Annotated in this window: 24 protein-coding genes; 6 read left to right on the top strand and 18 right to left on the bottom strand. The window is 71.5% G+C overall.

The genetic code is table 11. The annotated features are described in order from the left end of the window. Nucleotides 1–39: 39 nt before the first annotated feature. The 8 genes from ACIO6U_RS27815 to ACIO6U_RS27780 form a co-directional block, all read right to left on the bottom strand. Nucleotides 40–540, bottom strand: coding sequence for an imidazolonepropionase-like domain-containing protein (locus ACIO6U_RS27815; protein ID WP_391050386.1), 501 nt, complete (start codon nt 538–540; stop codon nt 40–42). Nucleotides 541–593: 53 nt separating this feature from the next. Then, the gene (mqnC, locus tag ACIO6U_RS27810) at nt 594–1,787 is read right to left on the bottom strand and encodes a cyclic dehypoxanthinyl futalosine synthase (RefSeq protein ID WP_355340477.1); all 1,194 of its coding nucleotides are present in this window, start codon (nt 1,785–1,787) and stop codon (nt 594–596) included. 245 nt (nt 1,788–2,032) lie between these two features. Continuing rightward, the gene (locus tag ACIO6U_RS27805; protein WP_188281644.1) at nt 2,033–2,329 is read right to left on the bottom strand and encodes a WXG100 family type VII secretion target; all 297 of its coding nucleotides are present in this window, start codon (nt 2,327–2,329) and stop codon (nt 2,033–2,035) included. Nucleotides 2,330–2,413: 84 nt separating this feature from the next. Next, the gene (locus ACIO6U_RS27800; protein WP_391050442.1) at nt 2,414–3,067 is read right to left on the bottom strand and encodes a hypothetical protein; all 654 of its coding nucleotides are present in this window, start codon (nt 3,065–3,067) and stop codon (nt 2,414–2,416) included. Between the two features lie 53 nt (nt 3,068–3,120). After that, a complete protein-coding gene (locus tag ACIO6U_RS27795; protein ID WP_355340480.1) occupies nt 3,121–3,435 on the bottom strand; it encodes a hypothetical protein in 315 nt (104 codons plus the stop codon). Nucleotides 3,436–3,453: 18 nt separating this feature from the next. Further along, nucleotides 3,454–3,861, bottom strand: coding sequence for a hypothetical protein (locus tag ACIO6U_RS27790; RefSeq protein WP_391050385.1), 408 nt, complete (start codon nt 3,859–3,861; stop codon nt 3,454–3,456). A 22-nt stretch (nt 3,862–3,883) separates the two neighbouring features. After that, the gene (locus ACIO6U_RS27785) at nt 3,884–8,437 is read right to left on the bottom strand and encodes an RHS repeat-associated core domain-containing protein (protein WP_401723255.1); all 4,554 of its coding nucleotides are present in this window, start codon (nt 8,435–8,437) and stop codon (nt 3,884–3,886) included. Between the two features lie 128 nt (nt 8,438–8,565). Next, nucleotides 8,566–9,417 (bottom strand): menaquinone biosynthesis protein, encoded by an 852-nt coding sequence (locus ACIO6U_RS27780; protein WP_355340492.1) that lies wholly within the window; start codon nt 9,415–9,417, stop codon nt 8,566–8,568. Nucleotides 9,418–9,826: 409 nt separating this feature from the next. Here ACIO6U_RS27780 and ACIO6U_RS27775 point away from each other — a divergent pair, with 409 nt between their 5' ends. Then, the gene (locus tag ACIO6U_RS27775; RefSeq protein ID WP_330793863.1) at nt 9,827–10,030 is read left to right on the top strand and encodes a cold-shock protein; all 204 of its coding nucleotides are present in this window, start codon (nt 9,827–9,829) and stop codon (nt 10,028–10,030) included. Between the two features lie 94 nt (nt 10,031–10,124). Here the strand turns inward: ACIO6U_RS27775 and ACIO6U_RS27770 are convergent, their stop codons facing one another. Then, nucleotides 10,125–12,035: an AMP-dependent synthetase/ligase gene (locus ACIO6U_RS27770; protein WP_401723252.1), complete on the bottom strand. Its 1,911-nt coding sequence runs from the start codon at nt 12,033–12,035 to the stop codon at nt 10,125–10,127. A 94-nt stretch (nt 12,036–12,129) separates the two neighbouring features. Further along, on the bottom strand, nt 12,130–13,410 hold the full coding sequence (locus ACIO6U_RS27765; protein ID WP_401723249.1) for an acetyl-CoA C-acetyltransferase: 1,281 nt from the start codon (nt 13,408–13,410) through the stop codon (nt 12,130–12,132). A gap of 187 nt (nt 13,411–13,597) precedes the next feature. On the opposite strand from ACIO6U_RS27765, the gene ACIO6U_RS27760 reads away from it, so the two are divergent. Together ACIO6U_RS27760 and ACIO6U_RS27755 are read left to right on the top strand one after the other, a co-directional pair. Further along, nucleotides 13,598–14,872 carry a 3-oxoacyl-ACP reductase gene (locus ACIO6U_RS27760; protein WP_401723246.1) on the top strand — a complete coding sequence of 425 codons (1,275 nt, stop codon included), beginning with the start codon at nt 13,598–13,600 and terminating at the stop codon, nt 14,870–14,872. An 11-nt stretch (nt 14,873–14,883) separates the two neighbouring features. Next, a complete protein-coding gene (locus tag ACIO6U_RS27755) occupies nt 14,884–15,702 on the top strand; it encodes a MaoC family dehydratase (RefSeq protein ID WP_401723244.1) in 819 nt (272 codons plus the stop codon). 53 nt (nt 15,703–15,755) lie between these two features. Here the strand turns inward: ACIO6U_RS27755 and ACIO6U_RS27750 are convergent, their stop codons facing one another. The 6 genes from ACIO6U_RS27750 to ACIO6U_RS27725 all read right to left on the bottom strand — a co-directional run bounded on the left by ACIO6U_RS27750 (nt 15,756) and on the right by ACIO6U_RS27725 (nt 19,992). Next, nucleotides 15,756–16,355 carry a TetR/AcrR family transcriptional regulator gene (locus ACIO6U_RS27750; protein WP_401723487.1) on the bottom strand — a complete coding sequence of 200 codons (600 nt, stop codon included), beginning with the start codon at nt 16,353–16,355 and terminating at the stop codon, nt 15,756–15,758. A 127-nt stretch (nt 16,356–16,482) separates the two neighbouring features. Continuing rightward, nucleotides 16,483–16,809 (bottom strand): DUF4229 domain-containing protein, encoded by a 327-nt coding sequence (locus tag ACIO6U_RS27745; RefSeq protein ID WP_391051930.1) that lies wholly within the window; start codon nt 16,807–16,809, stop codon nt 16,483–16,485. An 88-nt stretch (nt 16,810–16,897) separates the two neighbouring features. Further along, nucleotides 16,898–17,419, bottom strand: a complete 522-nt coding sequence (locus tag ACIO6U_RS27740; protein ID WP_401723241.1) for a GNAT family N-acetyltransferase — start codon at nt 17,417–17,419, stop codon at nt 16,898–16,900. 44 nt (nt 17,420–17,463) lie between these two features. After that, on the bottom strand, nt 17,464–18,627 hold the full coding sequence (gene mqnE, locus ACIO6U_RS27735) for an aminofutalosine synthase MqnE (protein WP_355340515.1): 1,164 nt from the start codon (nt 18,625–18,627) through the stop codon (nt 17,464–17,466). Between the two features lie 68 nt (nt 18,628–18,695). Beyond that, on the bottom strand, nt 18,696–19,151 hold the full coding sequence (locus ACIO6U_RS27730) for an Lrp/AsnC family transcriptional regulator (RefSeq protein ID WP_188281655.1): 456 nt from the start codon (nt 19,149–19,151) through the stop codon (nt 18,696–18,698). 151 nt (nt 19,152–19,302) lie between these two features. Next, nucleotides 19,303–19,992, bottom strand: a complete 690-nt coding sequence (locus ACIO6U_RS27725) for a UbiX family flavin prenyltransferase (protein ID WP_355340518.1) — start codon at nt 19,990–19,992, stop codon at nt 19,303–19,305. Nucleotides 19,993–20,206: 214 nt separating this feature from the next. Between ACIO6U_RS27725 and ACIO6U_RS27720 the strand changes: the two genes are divergently transcribed. Together ACIO6U_RS27720 and ACIO6U_RS27715 are read left to right on the top strand one after the other, a co-directional pair. Continuing rightward, nucleotides 20,207–20,740, top strand: a complete 534-nt coding sequence (locus ACIO6U_RS27720) for a rhomboid family intramembrane serine protease (protein WP_355340731.1) — start codon at nt 20,207–20,209, stop codon at nt 20,738–20,740. A gap of 248 nt (nt 20,741–20,988) precedes the next feature. After that, nucleotides 20,989–22,074: a hypothetical protein gene (locus ACIO6U_RS27715; protein ID WP_401723237.1), complete on the top strand. Its 1,086-nt coding sequence runs from the start codon at nt 20,989–20,991 to the stop codon at nt 22,072–22,074. A gap of 77 nt (nt 22,075–22,151) precedes the next feature. On the opposite strand, the gene mqnP is transcribed toward ACIO6U_RS27715, so the two are convergent. Both mqnP and ACIO6U_RS27705 read right to left on the bottom strand, forming a co-directional pair. Further along, entirely contained in the window at nt 22,152–23,069 is a 918-nt protein-coding gene (gene mqnP, locus ACIO6U_RS27710) for a menaquinone biosynthesis prenyltransferase MqnP (RefSeq protein WP_355340734.1), read from the bottom strand. A 14-nt stretch (nt 23,070–23,083) separates the two neighbouring features. Further along, nucleotides 23,084–24,535: a menaquinone biosynthesis decarboxylase gene (locus tag ACIO6U_RS27705; RefSeq protein WP_355340524.1), complete on the bottom strand. Its 1,452-nt coding sequence runs from the start codon at nt 24,533–24,535 to the stop codon at nt 23,084–23,086. A gap of 87 nt (nt 24,536–24,622) precedes the next feature. On the opposite strand from ACIO6U_RS27705, the gene ACIO6U_RS27700 reads away from it, so the two are divergent. Then, nucleotides 24,623–25,066: a PLD nuclease N-terminal domain-containing protein gene (locus tag ACIO6U_RS27700; protein WP_355340526.1), complete on the top strand. Its 444-nt coding sequence runs from the start codon at nt 24,623–24,625 to the stop codon at nt 25,064–25,066. Nucleotides 25,067–25,079: the final 13 nt, after the last annotated feature.

Genomic DNA, 25,079 nt, shown 5'->3' with positions numbered 1-25,079 from the left:
GCATCGCGCGCCGCCAAGGCCGCTGCCCCGTCGGGGGACCTACGCGCGGCGGTGGACGAGGCGGCCGGCCAGGACGGTGGCGACGCAGGAGCCGTCGGTGGCGAGGACGGCGAGGTCGGCCCGGCCGCCGGGGGCGAGGCCGGGCGAGGTGGTGCCGGGCCAGAGCCGGAGCAGGCCGGTGTGGTCGACGGCGGAGCGGACGGCGGCGTCGGTGAGGTCGTCCACCACCCCGGTCACCCCCCGGGAGAGGAGCTCGTGGATGCCGCGCCGCACCGACTCGGCGCGGTCGTGCGGCCGGTCGGGGTCCTGCGGGTCCTCGTGGTAGGTCTCTTCGAGGAAGACGCGCACGCCGTCGGCGACGAGTCCTGGGCCAATGGTGCCGCGCCAGCGCCGCACCCGGGCGTCCGGGTGCGCGGCGGCGACCTCGTCCATCGGCCCGACGGCGACGACCCGGCCGCCGTCGACGAGGACGGCGCCGTCCGGGACGGCCTCGCCGCCCGCGGTGAGCCGGAGCAGCGGGGCGACGTGAAGGGTCAGCATGGGTCCATGATCCAGCACGCCGGGCCTCCGGGGGCAGTCCGCCCCCGGTCGCCTCAGCGCGAGGCGTCCAGCAGCTTCAGCTCCGGGTGCGCCGTACCGCCCTCGATCGCCGTGGACGACAGGTGCGAGACGACGTGGTCGTTGACCGGGTCGTTCGCCGGGTCGTCGTGGATGACCAGGTGCTCGTACGTGGTGGCGCGCTGCGCCGGGACGCGGCCCGCGGACCGGATGAGGTGGATCAGCTCCATCCGGTTGGAGCGGTGCTTGGCGCCGGCCGACGACACCACGTTCTCCTCCAGCATCACCGAGCCGAGGTCGTCGGCGCCGTAGTGCAGCGAGAGCTGGCCGACCTCCTTGCCGGTGGTGAGCCAGGACCCCTGGATGTGCGCCACGTTGTCGAGGAAGAGCCGCGCGATGGCGATCATCCGCAGGTACTCGAAGAGGGTCGCCTGCGTCTGCCCCTTCAGGTGGTTGTTCTCCGGCTGGTAGGTGTACGGGATGAAGGCCCGGAAGCCGCCGGTACGGTCCTGCACGTCGCGGATCATCCGCAGGTGCTCGATCCGCTCGGCGTTGGTCTCACCGGTGCCCATCAGCATGGTGGAGGTGGACTCCACGCCCAGGTTGTGGGCGGTCTCCATGATCTCCAGCCAGCGCTCGCCGGACTCCTTCAGCGGCGCGATGGCCTTGCGCGGCCGGGCGGGCAGCAGCTCGGCCCCGGCGCCCGCGAAGGAGTCCAGGCCCGCCGCGTGGATCCGGCGGATCGCCTCCTCGGCGCTGACCCCGGAGATCCTCGCCATGTGCTCGACCTCGGACGCGCCGAGGGAGTGGATGACGAGCTGCGGGTACGCGGCCTTGATCGCGGAGAAGTGCTCCTCGTAGTACTCGACCCCGTAGTCCGGGTGGTGGCCGCCCTGGAACATGATCTGGGTGCCGCCCAGCTCCACGGTCTCCGCGCAGCGCCGCAGGATGTCGTCGAGCCCGCGCGACCAGCCCTTGTCGGTGTCCTTGGGGGCCGCGTAGAAGGCGCAGAACTTGCACGCCGTCACGCAGACGTTCGTGTAGTTGATGTTCCGCTCGATGATGTACGTCGCGATGTGCTCGGTGCCCGCGTACCGGCGGCGGCGTACGGCGTCGGCGGCCGAGCCCAGCGCGTGCAGGGGCGCCGAGCGGTAGAGGTCCAGCGCCTCCTCCGGCGTGATCCGGCCACCGGCGGCGGCACGGTCGAGGACGGCTGCGGTATCGCTCACCGGGAGGTCCTTTCGGAGGAGTGCGGACGTGGAGTGCGGACGGACCAGCCCAGCGTACGCCAGCGTCCCGGACGACCCACGGCCCCCACGGACGGGTGTGCCGGACGCGCGGCGGGTGTGCCGGACGTACGGCGGGTGTGCCGAACGCGCGGGGGTGCCGGACGCGCGTGTGCGCCGCGGCGGATCATGTCGCCGCGGCGCACACGCCGGGTCTCGCGGGTCGTGCCGGACGGTCGGGGGGACCGTCAGCCGTTCAGACCCTTGGCGAGCTGCTCGTCCGCCTGCTGGAACGCGTCGGCCGCGCTCTCCAGGAACTTGCCCATGCCGTCCAGACCCTCGATGGTCTTGGTGGCACCGGTGTTGAACTCGCTGTAGGACTGGTCGAACTGCTTCGAGGAACGGTCCGTGACGTAGCCGCCGTTGACGAGATCCTGAACGAACTTGTGCAGCGTGTTCAGCTTCTCGGTGATCTCGTGCTGACCGGTGCGCAGCTTGGTGGCCGCATCCCGCATGTCCTGGTACGTAACGTTGACATTAGCCATAGCGGCTTACCTCTCGTCGAACGTGCCGCAGGGCCGACCCCCGTGGCTCCTGATCGCAGATTTGTCTGATGGTCTGCTGATGCCTCAACTTACAGGGGAGGACGTGAGGGGTGCAGCCCCTGGTTCCCGGTACCGAAACGTCGACGTGACGGCGTCGAAGATGTCGAAGAACGAGTCCGCCAGGTCGAGTACGGCGCTGCTGCCCGCCACGAGCGCGACCTTGTCGGAGTGCCCCGGCAGCGGGATGAACGTCTGCATCAGCACGGTCCGCACCGTCCGCGAGTCGCCCGGCACGGTGACGTCCTCGATGCCGTACGTCCGCGCCGCCAGGCCCGTCTCCGGGATGTCGACGGTGGTCACCTTGCGCCACGGGTCGCCGTCCTTGGCCGCCTCCCGCGCGCGCAGCCCGGCCACGATCGACGCCGGGTCCGCAGCCAGCAGTTCACCCTCCGGCGTCCGCGCGCCGATCAGCGAGACCGTCACCGACGCGGTGAGCGGCAGCGCGCCGAAGTTCTGCGCCATGCAGCCGACGTACACCGCGCCGCTCTCGTACGCGTCCCGCGCCGCCTTGCGCAGGAACCGCGCCAGCACGTCGCGGTGTTCGGCCAGCGCCGGATTCTCCTTGACGCGCTGCGCGATGGTGCGGCGCACGCTCTCGTCGCGGGTCGCCGGGTGCAGGTCGAACTCCCACCACGTCATGGGCACCGTGAGGGAGAAGCCCTCCCGCTCGACGGGCATCACCCGTACGGGCCGCGGCTGTCCGCTGTCGTCGGCGTCCGCGCCGGGGGTCGTCACTTGCCGTCTCCCTTGGCGGACTTGGCGAGTTGGTCCGCGAGGTCCTTGTCCGCCTTCTTGATCTCGCGCACCGCGGTGTCGGCCATCTTCGACAGCCCCTCCAACTGGCTGTCGATCTCCTTGCGGCCGTCCTTCCAATTGTGCTCGAAGCTGTCGAGCGCCCCCGACACCTTGTCCGAGCCCAGCTTGGCCTCGTACGAGTTGAAGAGTTTCCGCGTCCCGTTCATGGTCGTCCGCACGGAGTCCAACGTCCGCGCGAAGTCCTCAAGTCCGGTCAGATCGACCGCGAGCCGATCCGGAGCCCCACCCATCCGATCCCCCTCCCCACGTCAGGTCGTCCGCTCCAACAATCCCACTGTTCCGCCGCCGGGCGGCGCGGCCGTGACCCGCAGCAGGTCGTCCTCGGGGTCGAGGACGAAGCCCGCCGACGTCAGCACGGCCGCGAGCGCCGGGCTCATGGCCTGCTCGATCTCTCCGAAGCGCTGCATCGTGCCCGCGGCCTCGTCCCGCGCCGCGACCGCCCGGTCCGCGGCCACGGCGAGGCTGGGGTGCGGGCGCCAGGACACGACGACGCCGGGGTCGTCGTCGTCCAGCGCGTCGATCTCCACCTGCGCCCCCCGCGCCACCAGCCGGTGCCCCCCGGCCGCGACCGGCAGCCCGGCCAGCTCCAACTCGTCCCGCACCTGCGCGGCGAGCCGCCGCATGGCCGCCATCGTCTGGTCACTGGGACCGGTCATCGCGATGTCCTCGCTCTCCTGGTCAGAACGGCAGGGAGGTCCAGCCGTGGTTGCGGGCCTCGGTGTTGATCAGCCCCCGGAGCATGTCGCGGGCGGCCCCGGCCAAAGCGTGGTCCTCAGCATAAGGAACCGTGTACGTGATCTTCGCGAGGTCGCTGAGGCCGCCCTTGAGTGCGGGCAGGCAGATCTTCGAGCACGGGTACCGCTCGGTGTACAGGTGCGTGATCTTGTCCATGCTGATGCCCTTGGCCTTGAGCTGGTTGATGATGTCGATCTCGGCGTGCAGCTTCTTGCCCTTGCTGAATCCGATGACGATCTCGTCAAGACCCTCCACACGGGCCGCGGCCACATTGCGTCCCGCGGGGAAGAACTGCACGCCGTTCTTGAACCGTGCCTCGAAGGCCGCCTTCGCGAGATCGGTGGAGGCGTAGGCGATCTCGGAGATGCACGGGCCCAGGCCCAGCGGGTCGGACCAGAGCGTCGGGTTGTGGACGTAGGCGTAGTTGTTGGGCGCCGGGGCCAGGCCCAGCGGGTCGGGGCTGAGGTACCGCGCGGACTCGGGGTCGTAGTAGCGGTAGTGGTTGTAGTGGAGCCCGGTCTCCGGGTCGGCGTACTGACCGGGAAAACGTAACGGGCAGTACGCGCCCTCGTCCGGCGGGGCCAGCGGCGCTCCCCAGACCGTCGCCCGGCCCTGCCGGTGCACCCGCCCGTCGTCGCCGATCAGTTCGGTGGGGGTGCCGATCAGATCGGTGACGATCGCGTAGAACCGCCGGTCGATCTCCTCGTCGGGAGCGTCCCGCAGCGCGCTGCGTTCGGTCTGCGCGACCGGGGCGTCGCCGTCCGGCGTCCAGTCCCACGTCGTGGTGGTGACCGTGTCGCCCGCCGTCGTGCGCTCCTCGACCAACTCCGTCTCGTACCAGGTGAAGTCGGTGCGCTCCCGCACCCGCCCGTCCGGGCCCAGCCGTTCCTTGGCGATCCGGCGGCCGAGCGCGTCGTACCGGTAGCGCCAGACCGAACCGTCCGGCGTCGTGACCCCGGTGAGGCGGTCCTCGGCGTCCCAGGTGTACGTCCACCGCTTGCTGCCGCCGGACAGCAGGGCGCGGGTGCGGCCGGCCAACCGGCCCTGAGCGTCGTAGGTGTACCGGGTACGGCCGAGGCGGCGCGGCAGCATGCCCATGTACTCGCCGGCGTCCTCCGTCCGCTCCCCGCCCGCCTGTCCTGCGGAGTCCGACGGCCCGCCGGACGTGAGGTTGCCCGCGCCGTCGTAGGTGTACCGCTGCGACCAGCCGTCGCCGTCCACCGCGACGATGCGACCCGCAGCGTCGGTGGTCAGCCTGCGTTCCGCCGACGCCTCGCCGATCGTCGCGAGGTAGCCGTCGGCGCCGAATCCGTAGGCACGGCGGTGCGCGAGGGCGCCGGAAGGGTCCTCGGGGCCGAGCACGGTCTGTGCGACCAGGCGTCCCGCGCCGTCCCACTCCTGCGTCAGGAACGGGCGGTCCCCGGTGCGGCGTTCGGTCTCCCGCCCGGCCCGGTCGTAGCCGAACGACACGGTTCCGGCCGCGCCGTGCAGCACGACGGGGCTGTTCGACCGGTCGTACTCCCAGCGGGACCGCGCCCCGGACGGCGTGACGCGCCCCACCCGGCGGCCGAGCGCGTCGTACTCGACGGCGACCGTACGGCCGTTCCCCGTCTCGGCCACCACGCGTCCGGCCGCGTCCCGCGCCAGGACCAGGTCGCTGTCCTCGTTGACGGCCCGCACCGTACGGCCCACGGCGTCGAAGGCGTACGTGGACACGGACGTCCCGGCGCGCACCTCGATCGCCTGGCCCATGGCGTCCCGCTCGTAACGGGTGCGCTCACCCGCGCCGTTGACCCGCTCGACCAGCCGACCGGCCGCGTCGTGGACGTATCCGATGGTCCGCCCGTCGAAGTCCGTCTCCCGGATCACCCGGCCCACCGGGTCGCGCTCGTAGGTCCAGGTCAGCCCGAGCGGATTGGTCACCGAGGTCAGCTGCCGCTCGGTGTCGTAGGCATACGTGTATCCGGCGCCGTCCGTGCCCGTGCGCCCGGTGGCGGAGTCCATCCCGGAGATCTCGTAGCGCGTGACCCGCCCGTCGGGGCCGCGGTGCTCGACCGTGTTCCCCTCGCCGTCGTACGCCCACTGGTCGGTGGAGCCGTCGGGCAGCACCCGTCGGCTGAGCAGCCCCTCCACCGTCCAGGCCAGTTCGGTGACCTCCCCCGCGGGGGACGTGACGGCCCGGATTCGCCCGAAGGGGTCGCGGTCCAGCCGCACCACGGCCCCCACCGCGTCGGTGAGGACCACCGGGATGCCCGCCGCGTCGTTCTCGATGCGCTGCTGCTCGACGCCGAGCGCGTCCGTGACCGACGCCAGGGCGCCACGGCCGTCCCGCTCGAACACCGTCGTGGCACCGGTCGGATCGGTGACGGTCCGCTGGTTGCCCCGCTCGTCGTACGTGTACCGCCACCGTCCGCCGTCCGGCTGTGTCACGGCGACGGGCAGCCTGACGCCCTCGTACTCGACCGTGGCGACTGTGCCGTTGGGGTGGGTGATGTGGGTGGGGTTGCCGTGGGTGTCGTAGGTGTAGGTGGTGGTGTGGCCGAGGGGGTCGGTGTGGGTGAGGAGGTTGTCGTGGGGGTCCCAGGTGCGGTGGGTGGTGTGGTGGAGGGGGTCGGTTTCGCGGAGGAGCTGGTAGCGGTCGTTGAATTCGTAGGTGGTGGTGTGGCCGAGGGAGTTGACGGCGTGGGTGGTGTGGGTGTGGGGGTCGTAGCGGTAGGTGTAGGCGAGGATGTCGTCGGTGCCGGTGGTGCGGACGCAGCGGCCCTGGCCGTCGTAGGTGTAGCGGTACCAGGTGGTGTTGCGGTCCTGCCAGCCGGTGATGCGGCCTTCGGGGTCGTAGGTGAAGGTCAGGGGGAGGCCGGAGGAGTTGGTGACGGCGGTGAGGTGGCCGCCGGTGTAGGCGTACCGGGTCAGGGCGGGCCGGTGGTCGGCGGATGTCAGGTGCAGGGCGGTGACGCGGCCGTCGGCGGTGGTGACGCCGATCTGGTATCCGGCGTCGTGGGTCATCCGGGCGGGGGCGCCGGCCGGGTCGTAGGTGACGGTGACGCGGTTGTCGTTGCGGTCGGTGAGGGTGTGCAGGGGCAGGTCGGCGGGGCTGCGGCCGGGCAGCGGGCGGAAGTGCAGGGCCTGGCCGGTGTCGGGCTGGGCGACGGTCATGGTGCCGCCGGGGGTGCCGTCCCAGGTCAGGGGCCAGCGCGGGCCGGTGACGGGCATGACCGGAAGGCCGGGCCCGGGTATGGGGTAGTCCAGGGTCATGCCGTCGGCGGTGGTGAACCGCACGCCCTGGTCGTCCAGGACCAGCCGCTGGTCCAGCGTGGAGGCCCAGGTCGGCCCGAACCACCGGCCGCCGCGGAAGTTCGTGCGGTGGGTGCGCTCGATGACCAGCGGGAGGACACCGGGCAGTTCGGCGTCGGTGGCGGACATCACCATCTCACCGGTCGCCATGTCGATGGGGTCACCGCACGTGAACAGCTTCTTCAGCATCCGGCTGGTCTCACCGAGACTCGCCGCGCCCTTGCGGATGCTGTTGGCGATGTTCTCCAGCGCCCGCCCCGACTTCAGCAGCGCGGGGAGTTCGCGGGCCATCTTCAACAGGCCGCCGGCGGTGGTGAGGCCCTTGAACATCGGGATGCAGTCCAGCGCCGCGAACAGCACGTCCCACAAACTGGCCTGGCCCTTGAGATATTTCATGACCGTGTCGGCCAGGACCAGGACAGCGGCGGCCAGGACCAGCCACGCCAGCGGGCCGCCGATGATCAGCACGACGATGCCCAGCACCGCGACGATCACCTTGCAGACCGCGATGATGTCGTCCCAGTGGTCCGCGACCCAGTCGACCGCCTTCTCCCACCAGTGCTTGTTCCTGATCCCCGCATCCGACGCCTCATGCAGCGCGTGCTGCGCCGTGGACGCCGCGTCGTCCCGCAACTGGGCCGCGTCGGCGGCCAGTTGCTTGGCCGCGTCCAGCTTCGCCTGCGCACTGTGGACGGCGGTGGAGGCGGTGGTGTGGGCGCTCTGAGCGTCCGTGGCATTACGGGCCGCAGCCCGCACCTCCTCCGCCGACGGCGGCGGCACGTCCGGCTTCGGGTCCTCCTGGTAGGACTTCGACTTGTCCTGCGCCCGCTTCACCCACGCATCGGCGTTCGTCAACTGGCTTTGCGCAGTGTCCAGCTCCTGGCGGGCGGTGCGCCCCTGCGCCAGCGCCCGGTCCGCGTCACCCTGCGCCGTCTCCAGCTTCGGCCAGTAGTCATCCAGAGCCCCCGACGCGAGGCGGTAGGACCGCTCCAGCTTGTCCAGCTCACCCGGCAGATCCCCGAACTGCTGCCGGTACGCGTCACCCGACAGCCCCGCCCACTCCTGCACCACGGTGTCACCGCTCAGACCCCGCACCGACCGCAGCGCCGAGGCGACATCATCGGCGAAATCCCCCAGCTTCCGCGCGAGTTCCTTCACCTCGAACGGATCACCCGGCACCGGATCCCGGTCCAGATCCAGCACATCCCAATCCGTCGGACGAGCCATCGCCAGACACCCCCGCCCCCGTACGACAACCTCGACTCAACGCATCATGCCCACTGGGACGGTGCGCGCAAGGGGGCCGGTTCCCGGGGGCCCGGGGAGCGGGGTCAGATGAGGTCGACCTTGGCGCTGGGCGGGAAGCCGACGCGGCGGGCGAATTCGGCGATGCCGGTGAGCTGGTCGCGGCCGAGGGAGAAGTCGAGAGTGGTGAAGTAGCGGCGGAGCAGGTCCTGGTCGAAGGACTCCCAGCGGGCGGCCTGTTCCGCGACCTTCTCGACCTCTTCGAGGGAGAGGTCGCGGGAGGCGAGGAAGGCGCGGTGGACATCGCGGACGGTGTCGGGGCGCGCGGTGAAGTAGTCGCGGCGGGCGGCCCAGATGGCGAAGACGAAGGGCAGTCCCGTCCAGTCCTTCCACATCTGGCCGAGGTCGTGGACCTCAAGGCCGAGGCGGGGCGCGTCGTGGAGGGAGGCGCGCAGGGCGGCGTCGCCGATGAGGACGGCGGCCTGGGCCTCCTGCATCATCAGCGAGAGGTCGGGCGGGCAGCGGTAGTAGTCGGGCGTGACGCCGTACCGCTCGGTGAGCAGGAGTTCGGCGAGGCGGACCGAGGTGCGGCTGGTGGAGCCGAGGGCGACGCGCTGGCCGTCGAGGCGGTCGAGCGGGAGCTGGCTGACGATCACGCAGGACATGACGGGGCCGTCGCAGCCGACCGCGATGTCCGGGAGGGCGACGAGCTGGTCGGCGTGCTTCAGGTACTCCATGAGGGTGACCGGGCCGATGTCGAGGTCGCCCTCGACGAGCTGGGCGCTCAGCTTCTCCGGGGTGTCCTTGGTCAGCTCCAGGTCGAGCAGCGCGCCCGTTCTGGCCAGGCCCCAGTAGAGGGGGACGCAGTTGAGGAACTGGATGTGGCCGACCCGGGGGCGGGTCCGGCCGCTTTCGGCGTCACGCTCAGAAGTGTCCACCTGTCGGACGCTACTCCTGGGTCGGGGCCGTACCGCGCCGGGGGGCTTCGGGGTGTCCTCGCGGTGACGGTCGCGGGACGCCCGCGCCGACCGCCCCGAAGCGGTCGGCGAACCGTCCCGCGCCGAGCGCCGCGAGACGGTCGGGGAACCGCCGTGGGACCGCCTTACGGGCCGCCCTCGGCCCTCCCCCGGCACCCCCTCCGCGACCCCTTCCACGGGCTCGAAAAGACCGATCTTGAGACCCTTCCCCGGCCTCGACCCTGCGTGCTACGCTCATCGCAAGTTGCAGTTTGGTTTCCCTTGCAGTACAGAGCCTGCGGAGCATGTAACCCGCAGGCTTTTGTAGTTTTCAGACTTCGCAGTTGCAGGTTCTGGAGCAGGGCAACCCTTTGGGCCCAAGGAGGGCTTTATGGCTACCGGAACCGTGAAGTGGTTCAACGCTGAAAAGGGCTTCGGCTTCATCGCCCAGGACGGCGGCGGCCCGGATGTCTTCGTTCACTACTCCGCGATCAACGCCTCCGGCTTCCGCTCCCTCGAGGAGAACCAGCCGGTGACTTTCGACGTCACGCAGGGCCCGAAGGGTCCTCAGGCGGAGAACGTCACCCCCAGCTAGTCCTTGGACTAGCTCAAGGGTAGAGATCACATCGCCCGAACCTGCAGTACCAAGGGGCCCCGCACTTCCGTGCGGGGCCCCTGCCTTTTACGGGTCAGCGAGGCCGCTTCCGGTACAGCTCCTCGATCTCCTCCGCGAAGTCCCGCGCCACCTTTGAACGCTTCAACTTCATCGACGGCGTGAGATGTCCGCCCTCTTCGGTGAATTCCACCGGAAGCACCCGGAATTTCCGGATCGACTCGGCTTGTGACACCGAGGAGTTCGCGTCGTCCACCGCCTTCTGGAGTTCCGCCAGCAGCTCCGGATCGTCGACGAGCTGGGCGGGCCGCAGCCCCTCCTTGTGGTGCATCCGCTGCCAGTGCCCGAGGCCGTCCGCCTCCAGGGTCAGCAGCGCCGCCACGAAGGACCGGTTGTCGCCGACGACCATGCACTGGCCGACCAGCGGATGCGCCCGCAGCCGGTCCTCCAGCGGCGCCGGGGCGACGTTCTTGCCGCCCGCCGTGATGAGGATCTCCTTCTTCCGGCCGGTGATCGTCAGATAACCGGCCTCGTCCAGCGCCCCGATGTCCCCGGTCGGGAACCAGCCGCCCCCGGAGTCCTGTCCGGGAGCTGCCACGGCCGCCCCCGGTACGCCGCCGGGCGCGTTCCAGTACCCGGCGAAGATCTGGCCGCCGCGCAGCAGCACCTCGCCGTCCGGCGCGATCCGTACCGCCGTGCCGGGCAGCGGCCAGCCGACCGTGCCGAGCCGGGGGCGCAACGGCGGGGTCACGGTGGCCGCCGCCGTCGTCTCCGTCAGGCCGTACCCCTCGAAGACCATCACGCCCGCGCCCGCGTAGAAGGCGGCGAGCCGCTTGCCCAGCGGTGAGCCGCCGCAGATCGCGTACCGCACCTTGCCGCCGAGCGCGGCGCGTATCCGCCGGTAGACCAGCGGGTCGTACAGCGCGTGCGCCAGCCGCAGTCCGAGCGAGGGTCCGCCGCCCGCACCGGCCTGCCGGGCGACGACGGCCTCGCCGTACCGCTGCGCGATCCCGGCGGCCCGGTCGAAGGACGCCGCCCGGCCGATCTTCTCCGCGGTGGCGCGGCCGGTGTTGTAGACCTTCTCCAGGACGTACGGGATCGCCAGCAGGAACGTCGGACGGAACCCGGCCAGGTCGGCGAGCAGGTCCTCGGTCGCGATGCTCGGCGCGTGCCCGAGGCGTACCCGGGCGCGCAGGCAGCCGATCGCGACCATCCGCCCGAAGACGTGCGAGAGCGGCAGGAACAGCAGCGTCGAGGCGGGCTCCTCGCTCACCGAGGTGAACACCGGGTGCAGCAGCTCGATCGCGTTGTCGACCTCGGCGAAGAAGTTGCCGTGCGTCAGGACGCAGCCCTTCGGGCGGCCGGTGGTGCCCGAGGTGTAGATCAGCGTCGCCACCGACCCGGGCGTCAGGGTCGCCCGCCGCCCCTCCACCAGCGCGTCCGGCAGCGTCCGGCCCTCCGCCGTGAGCTGCGCCAGCCCGCCCGCGTCGAGCTGCCACAGATGCAGCAGGTCCGGCAGCCCGCGCCGCTCCCCGCTCACCAGGCGGCTCTGCTCCACGTTCTCCACGACGCACGCCGCCGCGCCCGAGTCCGCCAGGATCCACGCCGTCTGGGACGCGGACGACGTCGGGTAGATCGGCACCGTGATCAGGCCCGCCGCCCAGGCCGCGAAGTCCGTCAGCGTCCACTCGTACGTCGTCCGCGCCATGATCGCCAGCCGGTCGCCCGGCTTCAGCCCCGCCGCGATCAGGCCCTTCGCGACGGCCACCACCTGGTCCCTGAACTCCCGTGCCGTGACGTCGTGCCACTGGGCCCGGACGTCCTTCCTGCTCAGCACGGGGTCGTTCGGGGCCTCCGCCGCGTTCGTGAACGGGATGTCGGCCAGGCTTCCCTTCTGCGGCGGCGGTACGAGGGGCGGGACCCCGGCCTGGACGACTCGGTCGCCGTCCTTGAGGGTTTCGGGTTCCCCGCTGGTACGTGTCGGCATGCTGCGGCTCCAGACGTGGTGAGGGTTTCCCCCTGCCGGGGGGGTGAGCAAGGCGCTGTGCCGGCGGAACCGTCTTTCGTCAGCGGACCGCGGGTCAGGGGCGCTCCAGGACGGCCGTCACGCCCTGGCCGCCGGCGGCGCAGACGGAGATGAGGCCGCGGCCCGTCCCCCCGCGCTCCGCGAGGAGCCCGGCGAGGGTGGCGACGATCCGGGCGCCGGTGGCGGCGAAGGGATGCCCGGTGGCGAGGGAGGACCCGGCGACGTTGAGGCGGGCGCGGTCGACCGCGCCGAGGGGGCCGTCGAGTCCGAGCCGCTCCGCGCAGTAGTCCTTGTCCTCCCAGGCGGCGAGCGTGGCGAGGACCTGGGAGGCGAACGCCTCGTGGATCTCGTAGAAGTCGAAGTCGGCGAGGCCGAGCCCGGCGCGGGCGAGCATGCGGGGCACGGCGTAGGCGGGGGCCATCAGCAGCCCCTCCTCGCCGCCGACGTAATCGACGGCCGCGGTCTCGTACGCGGTGAGGTAGGCGAGCGGTTCGAGCCCGCGCTCGCGCGCCCACTCCTCGGTGGCGAGCAGGACGACGGCCGCGCCGTCGGTGAGGGGCGTGGAGTTGCCCGCGGTCATGGTGCCGTCCGGGCCGCCGTACACCGGGCGGAGCCCGGCCAGTTTCTCGACGGTGGAGTCGGGCCTGAGGTTCTGGTCGCGGTCCAGGCCGCGGTACGGGGTGACGTACGGGTCGAGGAAGCCGCGGTCGTACGCGGCGGCGAGGTTGCGGTGGCTGGCGGCGGCCAGTTCGTCCTGCGCCTGGCGGGTGATGCCCCAGCGCTCGGCGGTGAGCGCGGCGTGGTCGCCCATGGACAGGCCGGTGCGGGGTTCGGCGTTGCGCGGGATGTCGGGCGCGAGGTGCCGGGGCCGTACGGCGGTCAGCGCGCGGGCCCTGGCGCCGGCGGACTTGGCGCGGCGGGCGGCGAGCAGGATGCGGCGCAGGTCGTCGTTGACGCCGAGCGGCGCGTCGCTGGTGGTGTCGGCGCCGCCCGCGATGCCGGAGTCGACGACGCCGAGGGCGATCTTGGCCGCGACCGCGAAGACGGCCTGGAGGCCGGTGCCGCACGCCTGCTGGATGTCGTACGCGGGGGTCGTCGGGTCGAGGACGCTGCCGAGCACGGTCTCGCGCGCGAGGTTGAAGTCGCGGCTGTGCTTGAGGACGGCGCCCGCCGCGAACTCGCCGACGCGCTGGCCGCGCAGGCCGGTGCGGTCGGCGAGGCCGTCGAGGGCGGCCGTGAGCATGTCCTGGTTGGAGGCGGTGGCGTACGGGCCGTCTGAGCGCGCGAAGGGGACGCGGTTGCCCGCGACGACGGCGACACGGCGGAGGGTCTGCATGCGATCTCCCAGGGCTCCCCGAGGGCGGCTCGGGGCTCTTTGCCGAAGCCCCGGGCTCCTTGCCGGAACCCAGGGCTCTGTGCTGGACCTCAGAACTCTGTGCTGGACCTCAGAACTCTTTGCTGGAACGGTGACTCACCAGTAGCCTTACCGCCGGTAAACTTACTCCAGAGTAAGGAGAAGGCCAATGGCCGATCGCTACCTTCGTCTGACCGGCACGGCCCCCGGCCGCTTCCTCACCCGCCGCCTCGGCCTGCCCCAGCCGACCCCGCTGCTGCGCTGGTCCGCCGAGCACCCCCGACTCGACGGTCCCGTGCTGCGGTTGACGGCGGGCGAGGCCGTACCCGCTCCGGCTCCCGCGTCCGCCGCTCCGTACGCCGCCGTCGTCCTCGACGCCACCGGGATCGCCGAGCCGGCCGGGCTCGGCGCCGTGCACGCCGCCCTGCACCCGCTCGTACGGTCGCTCGCCGTCTGCGGTCGGATCGTCGTACTCGGCGCGCGTATCGACCCCGCCGACCCGCACCAGGCCGCCGCCCAGCAGGCGCTCGAAGGCTTCACCCGCTCCCTCGGCAAGGAGGTCGGCCGGGGCAGGACCGTACAGCTCGTACGACTGGCGCCCGGTGCCGACGCCGAGGCCGCGCTGGGGTTCCTGCTGTCGCCGAAGTCGGCGTACGTCAGCGGGCAGGTCATCGAGGTCGGCCCGGCGCTGTCCGGGACGCAGGCCGCCGCGCGCGAGGGCGCCCGCGTCGCGCTCGTCACCGGCGCGGCCCGCGGCATCGGGGAACAGGTCGCCGCGACGCTGGCCAGGGACGGCGCGCACGTCGTCTGCCTCGACGTGCCGCAGGCCGCGGACGCGCTGGCCGCCGTCGCCGCCCGGCTCGGCGGCAGCGCGCTGCCGCTGGACATCACGGCGCCGGACGCGGGCGAACGGATCGCCGCCGCGGCCCCCGACGGCCTCGACGTACTCGTCCACAACGCGGGCATCACCCGTGACCGCAAGCTCGCCAACATGGCCGCCGACCGCTGGGACCCGGTCCTGGACGTCAACCTCGGCAGCGTGCTGCGCACCACCGACCACCTGCTGAAGTCCGGCGCCCTCAACGCCCACGGCCGGATCGTGGCCACCGCCTCCATCAGCGGCATCGCGGGCAACGCGGGCCAGACCAACTACGCCGCGTCCAAGGCGGGCGTCATCGGCTTCGTCCGCGCCCTGGCCGCCGTCCCCGAGGTGCGCGAGCGCGGCATCACCGTCAACGCCGTCGCCCCCGGCTTCATCGAGACGCGGATGACCGCCGCCGTTCCCCTCGTCATCCGCGAGGCGGGCCGCCGGATGAACTCCCTCGGCCAGGGCGGCCTTCCCGTCGACGTCGCCGAGACCGTCGCCTGGCTCTCGGCCGCGGCCTCCGGGGGGATCACCGGGCAGGTCGTCCGCGTCTGCGGGCAGTCCCTGCTGGGGGCCTGACCATGGCCCTCATGCTGACCCTCGGCCGGGGCGTGGTGACCGGCATCGGCAAACGGCCCTCCGCGACCGCCCCCGTGCCGCCGGTGCGGCTCACCGCGCCTGCCGTACGCGTCGACCCGGCGCGGCTCGCCGCCTACGCCTCGGTCTGCGGCTTCCCCGCCTCCGGCGCGGGCCCGCTCCCGCTCACGTACCCGCACGTCCTCGGCTTTCCGCTGGCCGCGCGGATCATGGCCTCCCGCGCCTTTCCGCTGCCGATGCTGGGCCTCGTCCACACCTCGATCTCGCTGGTCTCCCGCGCGCCGCTGACCGCCGCCGACCGGCCCGACATCACGGCCTACGCGGCCGGGCTGCGCGGGCACCGGCGGGGTACGGAGGTGGAGCTGGTGACGGAGGCGCGGGTGGACGGGGAGGTGGTGTGGGAGGACCGCAGCACGTATCTGGCCCGGCATGGGGGCGGGGCGGGGGGCGGTTCGGCTTCTGGGGGTGTCGGCGGGGGCGGGGGCGGCGACCGGGCGCCGTTGCCCGTGGTGGGCGAGTGGCGGTTGGCCGCCGATCTCGGGCGGCGGCATGCCAGGGTGTCGCGGGACTACAACCCGATTCACCTTTATCCGGTGACGGCGCGGATGCTGGGGTTTCCGCGGGCTATCGCGCACGGCATGTGGACGGTTGCGCGGTGCGCTGCCGAGGTTCCGGAGGCGGGGGGGCTTGAGGCCGTCTTTCACGCGCCGGTGCTCTTGCCTGGGACTGTCACGTACGGGGCTGCCGGCGGGGCCTTCGAGGTCCGCTCGCCCGGGCGTCTCCATCTCACCGGGGTCGTCTCCGGCCCGTAGGTTCGTTGTCTTGCCTTGCCCGCACGGGTGGGCGGGCAAGACAAGACAAAGCCCTACGGGCCGGGAACCCAACGCCGCCCAGCCATGAGGTTGGACAGCCCGGCCCACGCGAAATTCATCAGCGTGGCGGCGGACTCCTTGCCCGAGACGCCCCCCCGATGCGCCGCCCCCCACCCCGCCAACGACTCGGCCGCGCCGACCAGCGCGTGCGCCAGACCCGCGACCTCGCGGTCGGCAAGAGCCTCGTCACAGGACGCCCCACCGTCCCGCGCCGCGGCAGCGATCAGCTCGGTGACGAAGGCGACGATCTCCGCCCGCATCACGGCCACTTCGGCCGCGAAGGGCTCACCGACCGTACGGGCCTGGCTGTAGAGGACGGTCCAGCCGTCCGGATGGGCCTCGGTGTGCTCGAAGAAGCCGAGCAGCCCGCTCCAGAGCTGCCGGTCGGCCGCGGCGCCGGGCTCCACGGCGGCGCGCACGGCCGCCTTCAGCGCCTCGGCCTCGCGGCGGATGCAGGCCGTGAAGAGGTCGTCCTTGGAGTTGAGGTAGAGGTACACGAGCGGCTTGCTGACCCCGGCCGCCTCGGCGATCTCGTCCATGGACGCGGCGCGGTACCCGCGCCGCGCGAAGGTCGCCACCGCCGCGTCCAGCATCTGCTGCTCGCGTACGGCTCGCGGCACCCTCTTGCCCCGCACAGCCACCGGCCCCACCTCTCCCCTTGCGACTCCCCCCGGGGGGACACCCCGAGGGCCACCCCGGGGCAAGCCTAAGGGGCAGGCGTCAGGCGGTGTGCGGCTCGGCGTCGCGCGCGGTCTCGCGGGCGGAGTCACGCGCGGCGTCGTCCGCCTCGTCCTCCATGGTGATGTTCGCGGCGAGGTTCAGCCGCGTGCGCTCCACCCGGTCGGACACCTGACGGGCCGCCTGCTCGCGGGCTCCGCGCAGGAGCACCCAGCTCAGGGGCGCCGACACGATCAGCGCGAGCAGGACCACCCACAGGTAGTTCGAGTCCCCCAGCCCCGCTGGCAGGACATGCAGCCGGACCAGCCCCCAGATGACGCCGAAGGAGGCGACGATGAGGCCGAAGCGCAGTGCGGTGTAACGGAACATGCCTTCAGTGAAGCACGCCGCCTCCGCGCCGGAGGAAGAGGGTGTGCGACCCGGAGCACCGGCCGCCCCTCGGAGCGTCGCGCCGACGTCACAGCGTCAGGAGCATCACGATGTCGTCGCGGTCGTCACCGGGGGCGACCCGGATGGCGGCCGGAATGCGGCCGACCTCCTTGTAGCCGCAGGCGGCGTAGAAGAGGTCGACGCCGGTGCCGCCGCGGCAGGTGAGGCGGACGGCCTCGATGCCGTGGAAGCCGCGGGCCGCTTCCTCGACGGCGGCCATGAGCGTACGGCCGTGGCCGCGGCCCTGGTGGGAGGGGTGGACCATGAGCGTGTAGAGCCAGATCCAGTGCGTCATGAGCCGGTGGCTGTTGTACGCGAGGAAGGCGGTGGCGGCGACGCGCCCGTCCTCGTCGCGGCCGACGAGCAGGCGGCGTTCGCCGGCGCGGACGGCGGCCAGCGACCGGTCCATGTCGGGACGGACGTCGTCCGGGGTGACGGGAGGCACGAAACCGACGGCACCCCCCGCGTTGGACACATCGGTCCACAGGGCGAGGATGCCGTCGGTCAGTTCGTCGTCGATGAGCGGATCGAGCTCACAGGTAAGACCCATAAGGGCAGCTTACCCATTACTAATGCGGAGCGCTGTCACCGGCGTCACACCCGCATCGGCTGCGGCGACTCCCGGCGCGACTCGTCGGGGCCCGGGTACTCCCGGATGATCTCGTAGCGGGTGTTCCGCTCGACCGGCCGGAAGCCCGCGTCGCGGATGAGGTCCAGGATGTCGTCCCGCGTGAGCTTGTTGGGCGTGCCGTAGTCGTCGGCGTCGTGCGTGATCTTGTACTCGACGACCGAGCCGTCCATGTCGTCCGCGCCGTGGTTGAGGGCGAGCTGCGCGGTGGACAGGCCGTGCATGACCCAGAAGACCTTGACGTGCGGCACGTTGTCGAAGAGCAGCCGGGAGACCGCGAAGGTCTTGAGCGCTTCCGCGCCGGAGGCCATCGTCGTACGGGCCTGGAGGGTGTTGCGGACCTTGCCGTCCTTCATGTCCACGAAGTCGTGCTGGTAGCGCAGCGGGATGAAGACCTGGAAGCCGCCGGTCTCGTCCTGGAGTTCACGCAGCCGCAGGACGTGGTCGACGCGGTGCTTCGGCTCCTCGATGTGGCCGTAGAGCATCGTCGAGGGGGTCTTGAGGCCCTTGGAGTGCGCGAGGCGGTGGATCCGGGACCAGTCCTCCCAGTGGGTGCGGTGGTCCACGATGTGCTGGCGGATCTCCCAGTCGAAGATCTCGGCGCCGCCGCCGGTCAGCGACTCCAGGCCCGCCTCGATGAGCTCGTCCAGGATGTCGGAGGCCGACATGCCGGAGATCGTCTCGAAGTGGTGGATCTCCGTGGCGGTGAACGCCTTGAGCGACACCTGCGGCAGGGCTTCCTTGAGCGCCTTCAGCGAGCGCGGGTAGTAGCGCCACGGCAGCGACGGGTGCAGGCCGTTGACGATGTGCAGCTCGGTGAGGTTGTCGCCCTCCATCGCCTTGGCGAGCTTGACCGCCTCCTCGATCCGCATCGTGTACGCGTCCTTCTCCCCCGGCTTGCGCTGGAAGGAGCAGTACGCGCACGACGCGGTGCACACGTTCGTCATGTTGAGGTGCCGGTTGACGTTGAAGTGGACGACGTCACCGTTCTTCCGCGTGCGCACGTGGTGGGCGAGGCCGCCCAGCCACGCGAGGTCGTCGGACGCGTAGAGCGCGATGCCGTCCTCGCGGGTCAGCCGCTCACCGGCGTAGACCTTCTCCTCCAGCTCGCGCTTGAGCCCAGCGTCCATCTGCTCCTCCTACCAAGTCGACCTCACCGAGGCTACTCCCCCGGCCATCGGCCGGGAGGCACCCCCGTTCACGCCTCTTCGGGAAGCGCCCCGACGCGGTTCTCCCACTTGGTGGACAGCACGATCGTGGTACGCGTCCTGGCCACGCCCTTGGTGCCGGACAGCCGCCGGATGGTGCGCTCCAGGCCGTCGACGTCGCCGACCCTGACCTTGAGCATGTACGAGTCGTCGCCCGCGATGAACCAGCAGTCCTCGATCTCGTCCAGGTCGCGCAGCCGGGTGGCGACCTCTTCGTGGTCGGCGGCGTCACTCAACTGGAGGCCGACGAGCGCGGTCACGCCGAGGCCGAGCGCGGTGGGCGCGACGGTGGCGCGGTAGCCGGTGATCACCCCGGCCTGTTCGAGGCGGTTGATGCGGTCGGTGACGCTCGGACCGGAGAGACCCACGAGTCGGCCCAGCTCCGCGTACGACGCCCGGCCGTTCTCGCGCAACGCCTGGATGAGCTGCCTGTCCACCGCGTCCATCAGAATGGACCCTCCCGTTCGTGCCGCGACTGCGCTGTCCGGACAAGAATCTAAGGCATCAACGGGTGTGCGCCCTGCGCATCTGCTCTTCCGATGCCCGAATCACCCAGGTCCGGACCATCCGGCCCGCAGGAATCGCGCGCCGCGCGGCTCAGCCGCCCGATCCCTCGCCCAGGCCCCCGCCCAGCTCGCCGCGCCAGCGGCGGTACAGCTTGTGCGGCACCCCCGCCGCGTCCAGCGCCCGCCCCGCCACGAAGTCCACCAGGTCCTGGATGTGCGTGGCGCCCGCGTAGAAGGCGGGCGAGGCCGGGAGCACCACGGCGCCCGCGTCGTCCAGCGCCACCAGGTGACGGAGCGTCTGGCCGCCGAGCGGTGTCTCGCGGACGGCGACCACCAGCGGGCGGCGCTCCTTGAGCGTGACGCTCGCCGCGCGCTGGAGCAGGTCCTTGGACAGGCCGAGCGCCACCCCGGCCACGCACGCGGTGCTCGCGGGCACGATCAGCATCCCCTTGGCCGGGTACGAGCCGGAGGAGGGACCCGCCGCCAGGTCGCCCGCGGGCCAGTACCGTACGGCCGACAGGTCCGCGAGGCCGGTGTCACGGGTGATGTCGGTGGTGCCGTCGGCGCCGCGGGCCAGCCAGCGGGCCAGGTCCTCGCGCCAGTGCGCGTCCCTGAACGGCTCGCCGGTCTCGTCCAGCAGCGTCAGCCGGGCGGCCCGGCTGACCACCAGGTCCACCGCCTCGCCCGCCGACAGCAGCGCGCGCAGCACGGCCGCGGCGTACGGCGTCCCGGAGGCCCCGGACACGCCCACCACCCACGGCCTGCGCTCGGTGTCGTCCATACGGTCGACCCTAACGACCCCGCGATCGACCCGCGCGAGCGGGAACCCGGGAGGCGTGCGCGGACGTTGTGCAGACGGGAGAGCACTGGACCTGAGGGGGGCTTCGGTGACGTACGGACAGACCGCGGGACGATCAGCCGGTACGGGAGGGCGCGCCGACTCGCTGCTCGCACCGCTGCGCGCGGGCGGCCGGGTGACGGCCGCCGGCGTCCTCATGCTGGGCTGGGTCGGGCTGCTGTGGGTGATCGAGGCGGTCGACGTGATCGCCGGGCACCGTCTCGACTCGCTCGGCATCGTGCCCCGCAAGCCGGCCGAGCTGATCGACGTCGTCCCGTCCGCCTTCATCCACTTCGGCTTCGGGCACGTGGCCTCCAACAGCCTGCCACTGCTCGTCCTGGGCTTCATCGCCGCGCTGCGCGGCATCGGCCGCTATCTGGCCGTCGCCTTCACCGTCATCGTGATCGGCGGCCTCGGCGTGTGGCTGATAGCCCCGGCCCACACCAACACCGCGGGCGCCTCCGGGCTGGTCTTCGGGCTGTTCAGCTATCTGCTGGTGCGCGGCTTCGTGGACCGCAGGGCGCTGGACATCGTGGTCGGCGTCGTCGTCGGCGCGGTCTACGGCTCCATCCTGTGGGGGGTGCTGCCGACCGCGAGCGGAGTCTCCTGGCAGGGGCACCTGTTCGGGCTGATCGGCGGCGTGGTGGCCGCGTTCCTGTTCCGCGAACGGACGGTGGCCGTCACGGCGTGACGGCCACGGCACGACGGCCGCGTCGGGACGGGACGGTGTCACGCCGTCAGTCCGCGTCACCGGGTCACCGCTACACCGGGTCACCGCGACACCCGCGACCCCGTGACCGTGATCACGCGCTGAAGTGCGCCGATCCCCCGCCAACAGCCCCGTGCCGGGCGGAAACTCCCGCGAGTCACAGCCTCCGCACAGTTATCCTTCTAGTCATACTTTCTTCCGTCACGTCCAAGGAGTCCGTCATCATCACCATGCGCAAGGGCCTTGCCGCCGCCGGAGTCGTGGCCATGATCGCCGCCGGTTCCGCAGCCTGCGGGACGGCCGCGGCCTCCAGCCCGGACACGAAGGTCAAGAACGCTTTCGAGAAGCTCAACGGCGAGAAGTCGCTGACCCTCGGGGTGCGCTTCGACGCCTCGGCGGACCAGATCTACACCGCGCTCCAGGGTGAGGAGGACTTCACCAAGGAGACGGCCAAGACGCTGGCCGACCTGCGGGTGGCGGTCGCCCTCAGCGCCGACAAGGCGTTCAAGGACCTCAAGGACGGCGACAAGAGCTCCTTCGCCTTCCAGCTCGGCGCCGACGGCTCCGGCAAGAAGAGCCTGGTCGACGTCCGGGCCGTGAACGACAAGGTGTACCTGCGCCTGGACCTCAAGGGCTTCGAGACGCTGATCGGCTCCTCCAGCAAGGACGCGGCGCAGCTCAACGAATTCCTCGGCATGGCCGACGAACTGCCCGCCTCGCTCGCCTCGGTGAAGTCCGCCCTCAAGGGCGACTGGATCAGCCTGGACCTGAAGTCCTTCGAGTCCTTCGCCAAGTCCATGTCCAAGGACGGCGACTCGCCGCTCGGCGCGCTCCCCGACACCAGCAAGGGCCTGGACGCCAAGACGCAGCAGCAGGTCGTGGACGCGCTGCGCAAGGCGCTGGTGAACAACGCCAAGTTCAAGGAGCTGGGCAACCACGACGGCGCCGACCACGTCGAGGTCACCGTGCCCGCGCGGCAGGTCGCCAAGGAGCTGGAAGGCAGCCTCGGTTCGCTGACCAAGCAGATCCCCGACTTCAAGCCGTCGGACCTGGAGAAGGTGCCGAACAAGACGGTGGCCGTGGACGTCGCCGTCAAGGGCGGCAAGCTCGCCGGGATCAGCCTGGACGTGGCCCAGTTCGACACCAAGGCCAAGGGCAAGCTGCCCCTGGTGGTCGACGTCAACAGCGGCGCCGACCCGGTCGGCGCCCCCTCCGGCGCCAAGGTCCTCAACCCGCAGGACCTGATGGGCCTGTTCATGTTCGCCTTCGGCCACGACGACGACAGCTCGGCGGACGACTCCGGCCTGGAGTCGTAAGCACCCGCGCGGGGCGGTACGACCTACGGCCCCGCGCATCGCCTCACGTGCGCGGCCCGGTCACCAGGACGGCGGTTCTACAGACCGAGGCCGCGCACGCTCAGGTCGAGCAGCGCGCACACGAAGAGCGCGATCCCGATGAAACCGTTCACCTGGAAGAACGCCCGGTTGAGGCGGCTCAGGTCGTGCGGCCGGACGATCGAGTGCTCGTAGAGGAACGCCGCGCCGACGACCGCCAGGCCGATCCACCAGAAGACGCCCGCGTGGGTGGCGAGTCCGTACCAGACCAGCAGGCCCGTGGTCACGGCGTGGCAGACGCGCGCGCCGTACAGCGCGGCCGGGATGCCGAAGCGGGCGGGGACGGACTTCACGCCCTCGGCGCGGTCGGCCGCCACGTCCTGGCAGCCGAAGATCAGGTCGAAGCCGCCGATCCAGACGCCCACCGCGAGCCCCAGGATCACCGCGTCCCACGACCAGGCGCCGGTCACCGCGAGCCAGGCGCCGATCGGGCCCATCGCCTGCGCGACGCCCAGGATGGCGTGCGGGAAGTTGGTGAACCGTTTCCCGTACGGGTAGACCACCATCGGCACCACCGCGATCGGCGCGAGCGCCAGGCACAGCGGGTTGAGCAGCGCGGCGGCGCCGAGGAAGACCGCGACGGCGATCAGCGCGCCGGTCCACGCGGACCGTACGGAGACCGCGCCGGTGACCAGTTCGCGCCCGGCGGTCCGCGGATTACGTGCGTCGATCTCGCGGTCGATGATCCGGTTGCACGCCATGGCGAAGGTCCGCAGGCCCACCATCGCGACGGTGACCAGCAGCAGCTCCAGCCAGTGCACCGAGCCGTCGTCGAGGAACATCGCGGTCAGCGCCGCGGTGTAGGCGAAGGGCAGCGCGAAGACCGAGTGCTCGATCATCACCAGCCGCAGGAACGCCCGCACCGGTTCGCCGCCGCTCGCGCGGGGAGGCCCGGCCTTCGCGCTGCCTCCGTCCAGGATCGCCTCGCCGCTCACAGCCCGTACTCCTTCCAACGCTTGGTCACCCGTTCCGCGGTCTCCGGGTCGGAGAGCACCATTTCCGGCCAGCCGCCGTCGCGGGTGTAGCCCTCCTCCGGCAGCTTACGGGTCGCGTCGATGCCCGCCTTGCCGCCCCAGAACTGCTGGTACGAGGAGTGGTCGAGGTGGTCGACCGGGCCCTCGACGACGGTGAGGTCACGGGCGTAGTCGGTGTTGCCGAGCGCCCGCCAGGCGACTTCGTGCAGGTCGTGGACGTCACAGTCGGCGTCCACGACGATCACGAGCTTGGTGAGGGACATCATGTGCGCGCCCCACACGGCGTGCATCGTCTTCTGCGCGTGCTTCGGGTACTTCTTGTCGATCGAGACGATCGCGCAGTTGTGGAAGCCGCCCGCCTCCGGCAGGTGGTAGTCCACGATGTCCGGAATGATGACCTTCAGCAGCGGCAGGAAGAACCGCTCGGTGGCGCGGCCCAGCGGTCCGTCCTCGGTCGGCGGGCGGCCGACGACGATGGACTGGAACAGCGGGCGCTTGCGCATCGTGACGCAGTCGACGGTCAGCGCGGGGAACGGTTCCTGCGGGGTGTAGAAGCCGGTGTGGTCGCCGAACGGCCCCTCCGGCAGCGTCTTCCCCGGCTCCAGCCAGCCCTCCAGCACGACCTCGGCGTGCGCGGGCACCTGGAGCGGCACCGTCTTGCAGTCGACCATCTCCACCCGCTTGTTCTGCACGAAGCCCGCGAACAGGTACTCGTCGATGTCGCCGGGGAGCGGCGCGGTGGAGGCGTACGTGACGGCGGGCGGGCAGCCGAAGGCGATGGCGACGGGGAGGCGTTCGCCGCGGCGCTGGGCGACCTGGTAGTGGTTGCGGCTGTCCTTGTGGATCTGCCAGTGCATGCCGATGGTGCGCCGGTCGTGCCGCTGGAGCCGGTAGAGGCCGAGGTTGCGGACCCCGGACTCGGGGTCCTTGGTGTGCGTCAGGCCGAGGTTGAAGAAGGAGCCGCCGTCCTGCGGCCAGGTGAACAGGGCGGGCAGCGCGTCGAGGTCGACGTCGTCGCCGGTGAGGACGACTTCCTGTACGGGCCCGTCCTTGATCTTCTTCGGCGGCACGTGCGTCATCCCGGCGAGCTTGCCGAACGCCTCCCGCATCCCGACGAAGCCCTGCGGCAGTTCCGGCTTGAGCAGCCCGGCGATCTTGTCGCTGATGTCGGAGTACGCGCTCAGGCCGAGCGCCTTCAGCAGCCGCCGGTCGGTGCCGTACACGTTCATCGCCAGCGGGGCGACCGAGCCGCGGACGTTCTCGAAGAGCAGCGCGGGGCCGCCCGCCTTGTTGACCCGGTCGGTGATCTCGCCGACCTCCAGATACGGGTCGACCTCGGCCTTGATCCGCCGGAGGTCGCCGTCCTTCTCCAGGGCCCGCAGGAACGAGCGGAGATCGTCGTAAGCCATGGGCCCCAGTCTTCCATCCCGCTCCGGCGTCGGACGCGCCGCCTCGTTAGGCTGGGCGTCCTGAGCAATGTTCCGTGGGGGGCCTCTGTGCTGAAGTACCTGCCGTACCTGATGGTGATCGCGCTGTGGATCTACGCCTTCGTGGACTGCCTCGGCACTCCCGAGCGGGAGGTGCGCGGGCTGCCGAAGCTGGTGTGGGTGCTGATCATCCTGTTCTTCGGCGAGGTGCTGATCGGACCGGTGGCCTGGCTGCTGATCGGCCGGCGGCGCGGCCCGGTCCGGGTGCGCACCTCCGAGGGCGCCACGCCCTCGGAGTGGCACCGGGACCACGAAGGGACCCGCGGGCGGCACGAGGACCCGCGCGAGGTCGACGAGCCGCGGCCGCGTACCCGCCAGGTGTGGGTCGCCCCGGACGACAATCCGGAGTTCCTGCGCTCGCTCAGCGAACTGAACAAGCAGAACAGGGAAGGCAAGGACGGCGGCGCGGCCCCGTCCGAGGGCGACCAGGAGGACCCCGCGGGCGACCGGTGAGGAATCCGGCCCC

Source organism: Streptomyces sp. NPDC087422, from assembly GCF_044744145.1.
Taxonomy (GTDB): domain Bacteria; phylum Actinomycetota; class Actinomycetes; order Streptomycetales; family Streptomycetaceae; genus Actinacidiphila.
The sequence above is the reverse complement of the archived record's forward strand: the minus strand, read 5'-3'. Positions and strand labels throughout refer to the sequence as shown.

What these genes read in the sequence shown, in the direction of transcription:
- ACIO6U_RS27815 (WP_391050386.1), bottom strand. Translation starts at nt 540, where the DNA reads ATGCTGACCCTTCACGTCGCCCCGCTGCTCCGGCTCACCGCGGGCGGC.
- ACIO6U_RS27760 (WP_401723246.1), top strand. Translation starts at nt 13,598, where the DNA reads ATGGCCGATCGCTACCTTCGTCTGACCGGCACGGCCCCCGGCCGCTTC.
- ACIO6U_RS27745 (WP_391051930.1), bottom strand. Translation starts at nt 16,809, where the DNA reads ATGTTCCGTTACACCGCACTGCGCTTCGGCCTCATCGTCGCCTCCTTC.
- ACIO6U_RS27775 (WP_330793863.1), top strand. Translation starts at nt 9,827, where the DNA reads ATGGCTACCGGAACCGTGAAGTGGTTCAACGCTGAAAAGGGCTTCGGC.
- ACIO6U_RS27795 (WP_355340480.1), bottom strand. Translation starts at nt 3,435, where the DNA reads ATGGGTGGGGCTCCGGATCGGCTCGCGGTCGATCTGACCGGACTTGAG.
- ACIO6U_RS27750 (WP_401723487.1), bottom strand. Translation starts at nt 16,355, where the DNA reads ATGCTGGACGCGGCGGTGGCGACCTTCGCGCGGCGCGGGTACCGCGCC.
- ACIO6U_RS27715 (WP_401723237.1), top strand. Translation starts at nt 20,989, where the DNA reads ATGCGCAAGGGCCTTGCCGCCGCCGGAGTCGTGGCCATGATCGCCGCC.
- ACIO6U_RS27800 (WP_391050442.1), bottom strand. Translation starts at nt 3,067, where the DNA reads ATGCCCGTCGAGCGGGAGGGCTTCTCCCTCACGGTGCCCATGACGTGG.
- ACIO6U_RS27765 (WP_401723249.1), bottom strand. Translation starts at nt 13,410, where the DNA reads ATGCAGACCCTCCGCCGTGTCGCCGTCGTCGCGGGCAACCGCGTCCCC.
- ACIO6U_RS27755 (WP_401723244.1), top strand. Translation starts at nt 14,884, where the DNA reads ATGCTGACCCTCGGCCGGGGCGTGGTGACCGGCATCGGCAAACGGCCC.
- ACIO6U_RS27805 (WP_188281644.1), bottom strand. Translation starts at nt 2,329, where the DNA reads ATGGCTAATGTCAACGTTACGTACCAGGACATGCGGGATGCGGCCACC.
- ACIO6U_RS27730 (WP_188281655.1), bottom strand. Translation starts at nt 19,151, where the DNA reads ATGGACGCGGTGGACAGGCAGCTCATCCAGGCGTTGCGCGAGAACGGC.
- mqnE (WP_355340515.1), bottom strand. Translation starts at nt 18,627, where the DNA reads ATGGACGCTGGGCTCAAGCGCGAGCTGGAGGAGAAGGTCTACGCCGGT.
- ACIO6U_RS27725 (WP_355340518.1), bottom strand. Translation starts at nt 19,992, where the DNA reads ATGGACGACACCGAGCGCAGGCCGTGGGTGGTGGGCGTGTCCGGGGCC.
- ACIO6U_RS27720 (WP_355340731.1), top strand. Translation starts at nt 20,207, where the DNA reads ATGCTGGGCTGGGTCGGGCTGCTGTGGGTGATCGAGGCGGTCGACGTG.
- ACIO6U_RS27705 (WP_355340524.1), bottom strand. Translation starts at nt 24,535, where the DNA reads ATGGCTTACGACGATCTCCGCTCGTTCCTGCGGGCCCTGGAGAAGGAC.
- ACIO6U_RS27770 (WP_401723252.1), bottom strand. Translation starts at nt 12,035, where the DNA reads ATGCCGACACGTACCAGCGGGGAACCCGAAACCCTCAAGGACGGCGAC.
- ACIO6U_RS27740 (WP_401723241.1), bottom strand. Translation starts at nt 17,419, where the DNA reads ATGGGTCTTACCTGTGAGCTCGATCCGCTCATCGACGACGAACTGACC.
- ACIO6U_RS27790 (WP_391050385.1), bottom strand. Translation starts at nt 3,861, where the DNA reads ATGACCGGTCCCAGTGACCAGACGATGGCGGCCATGCGGCGGCTCGCC.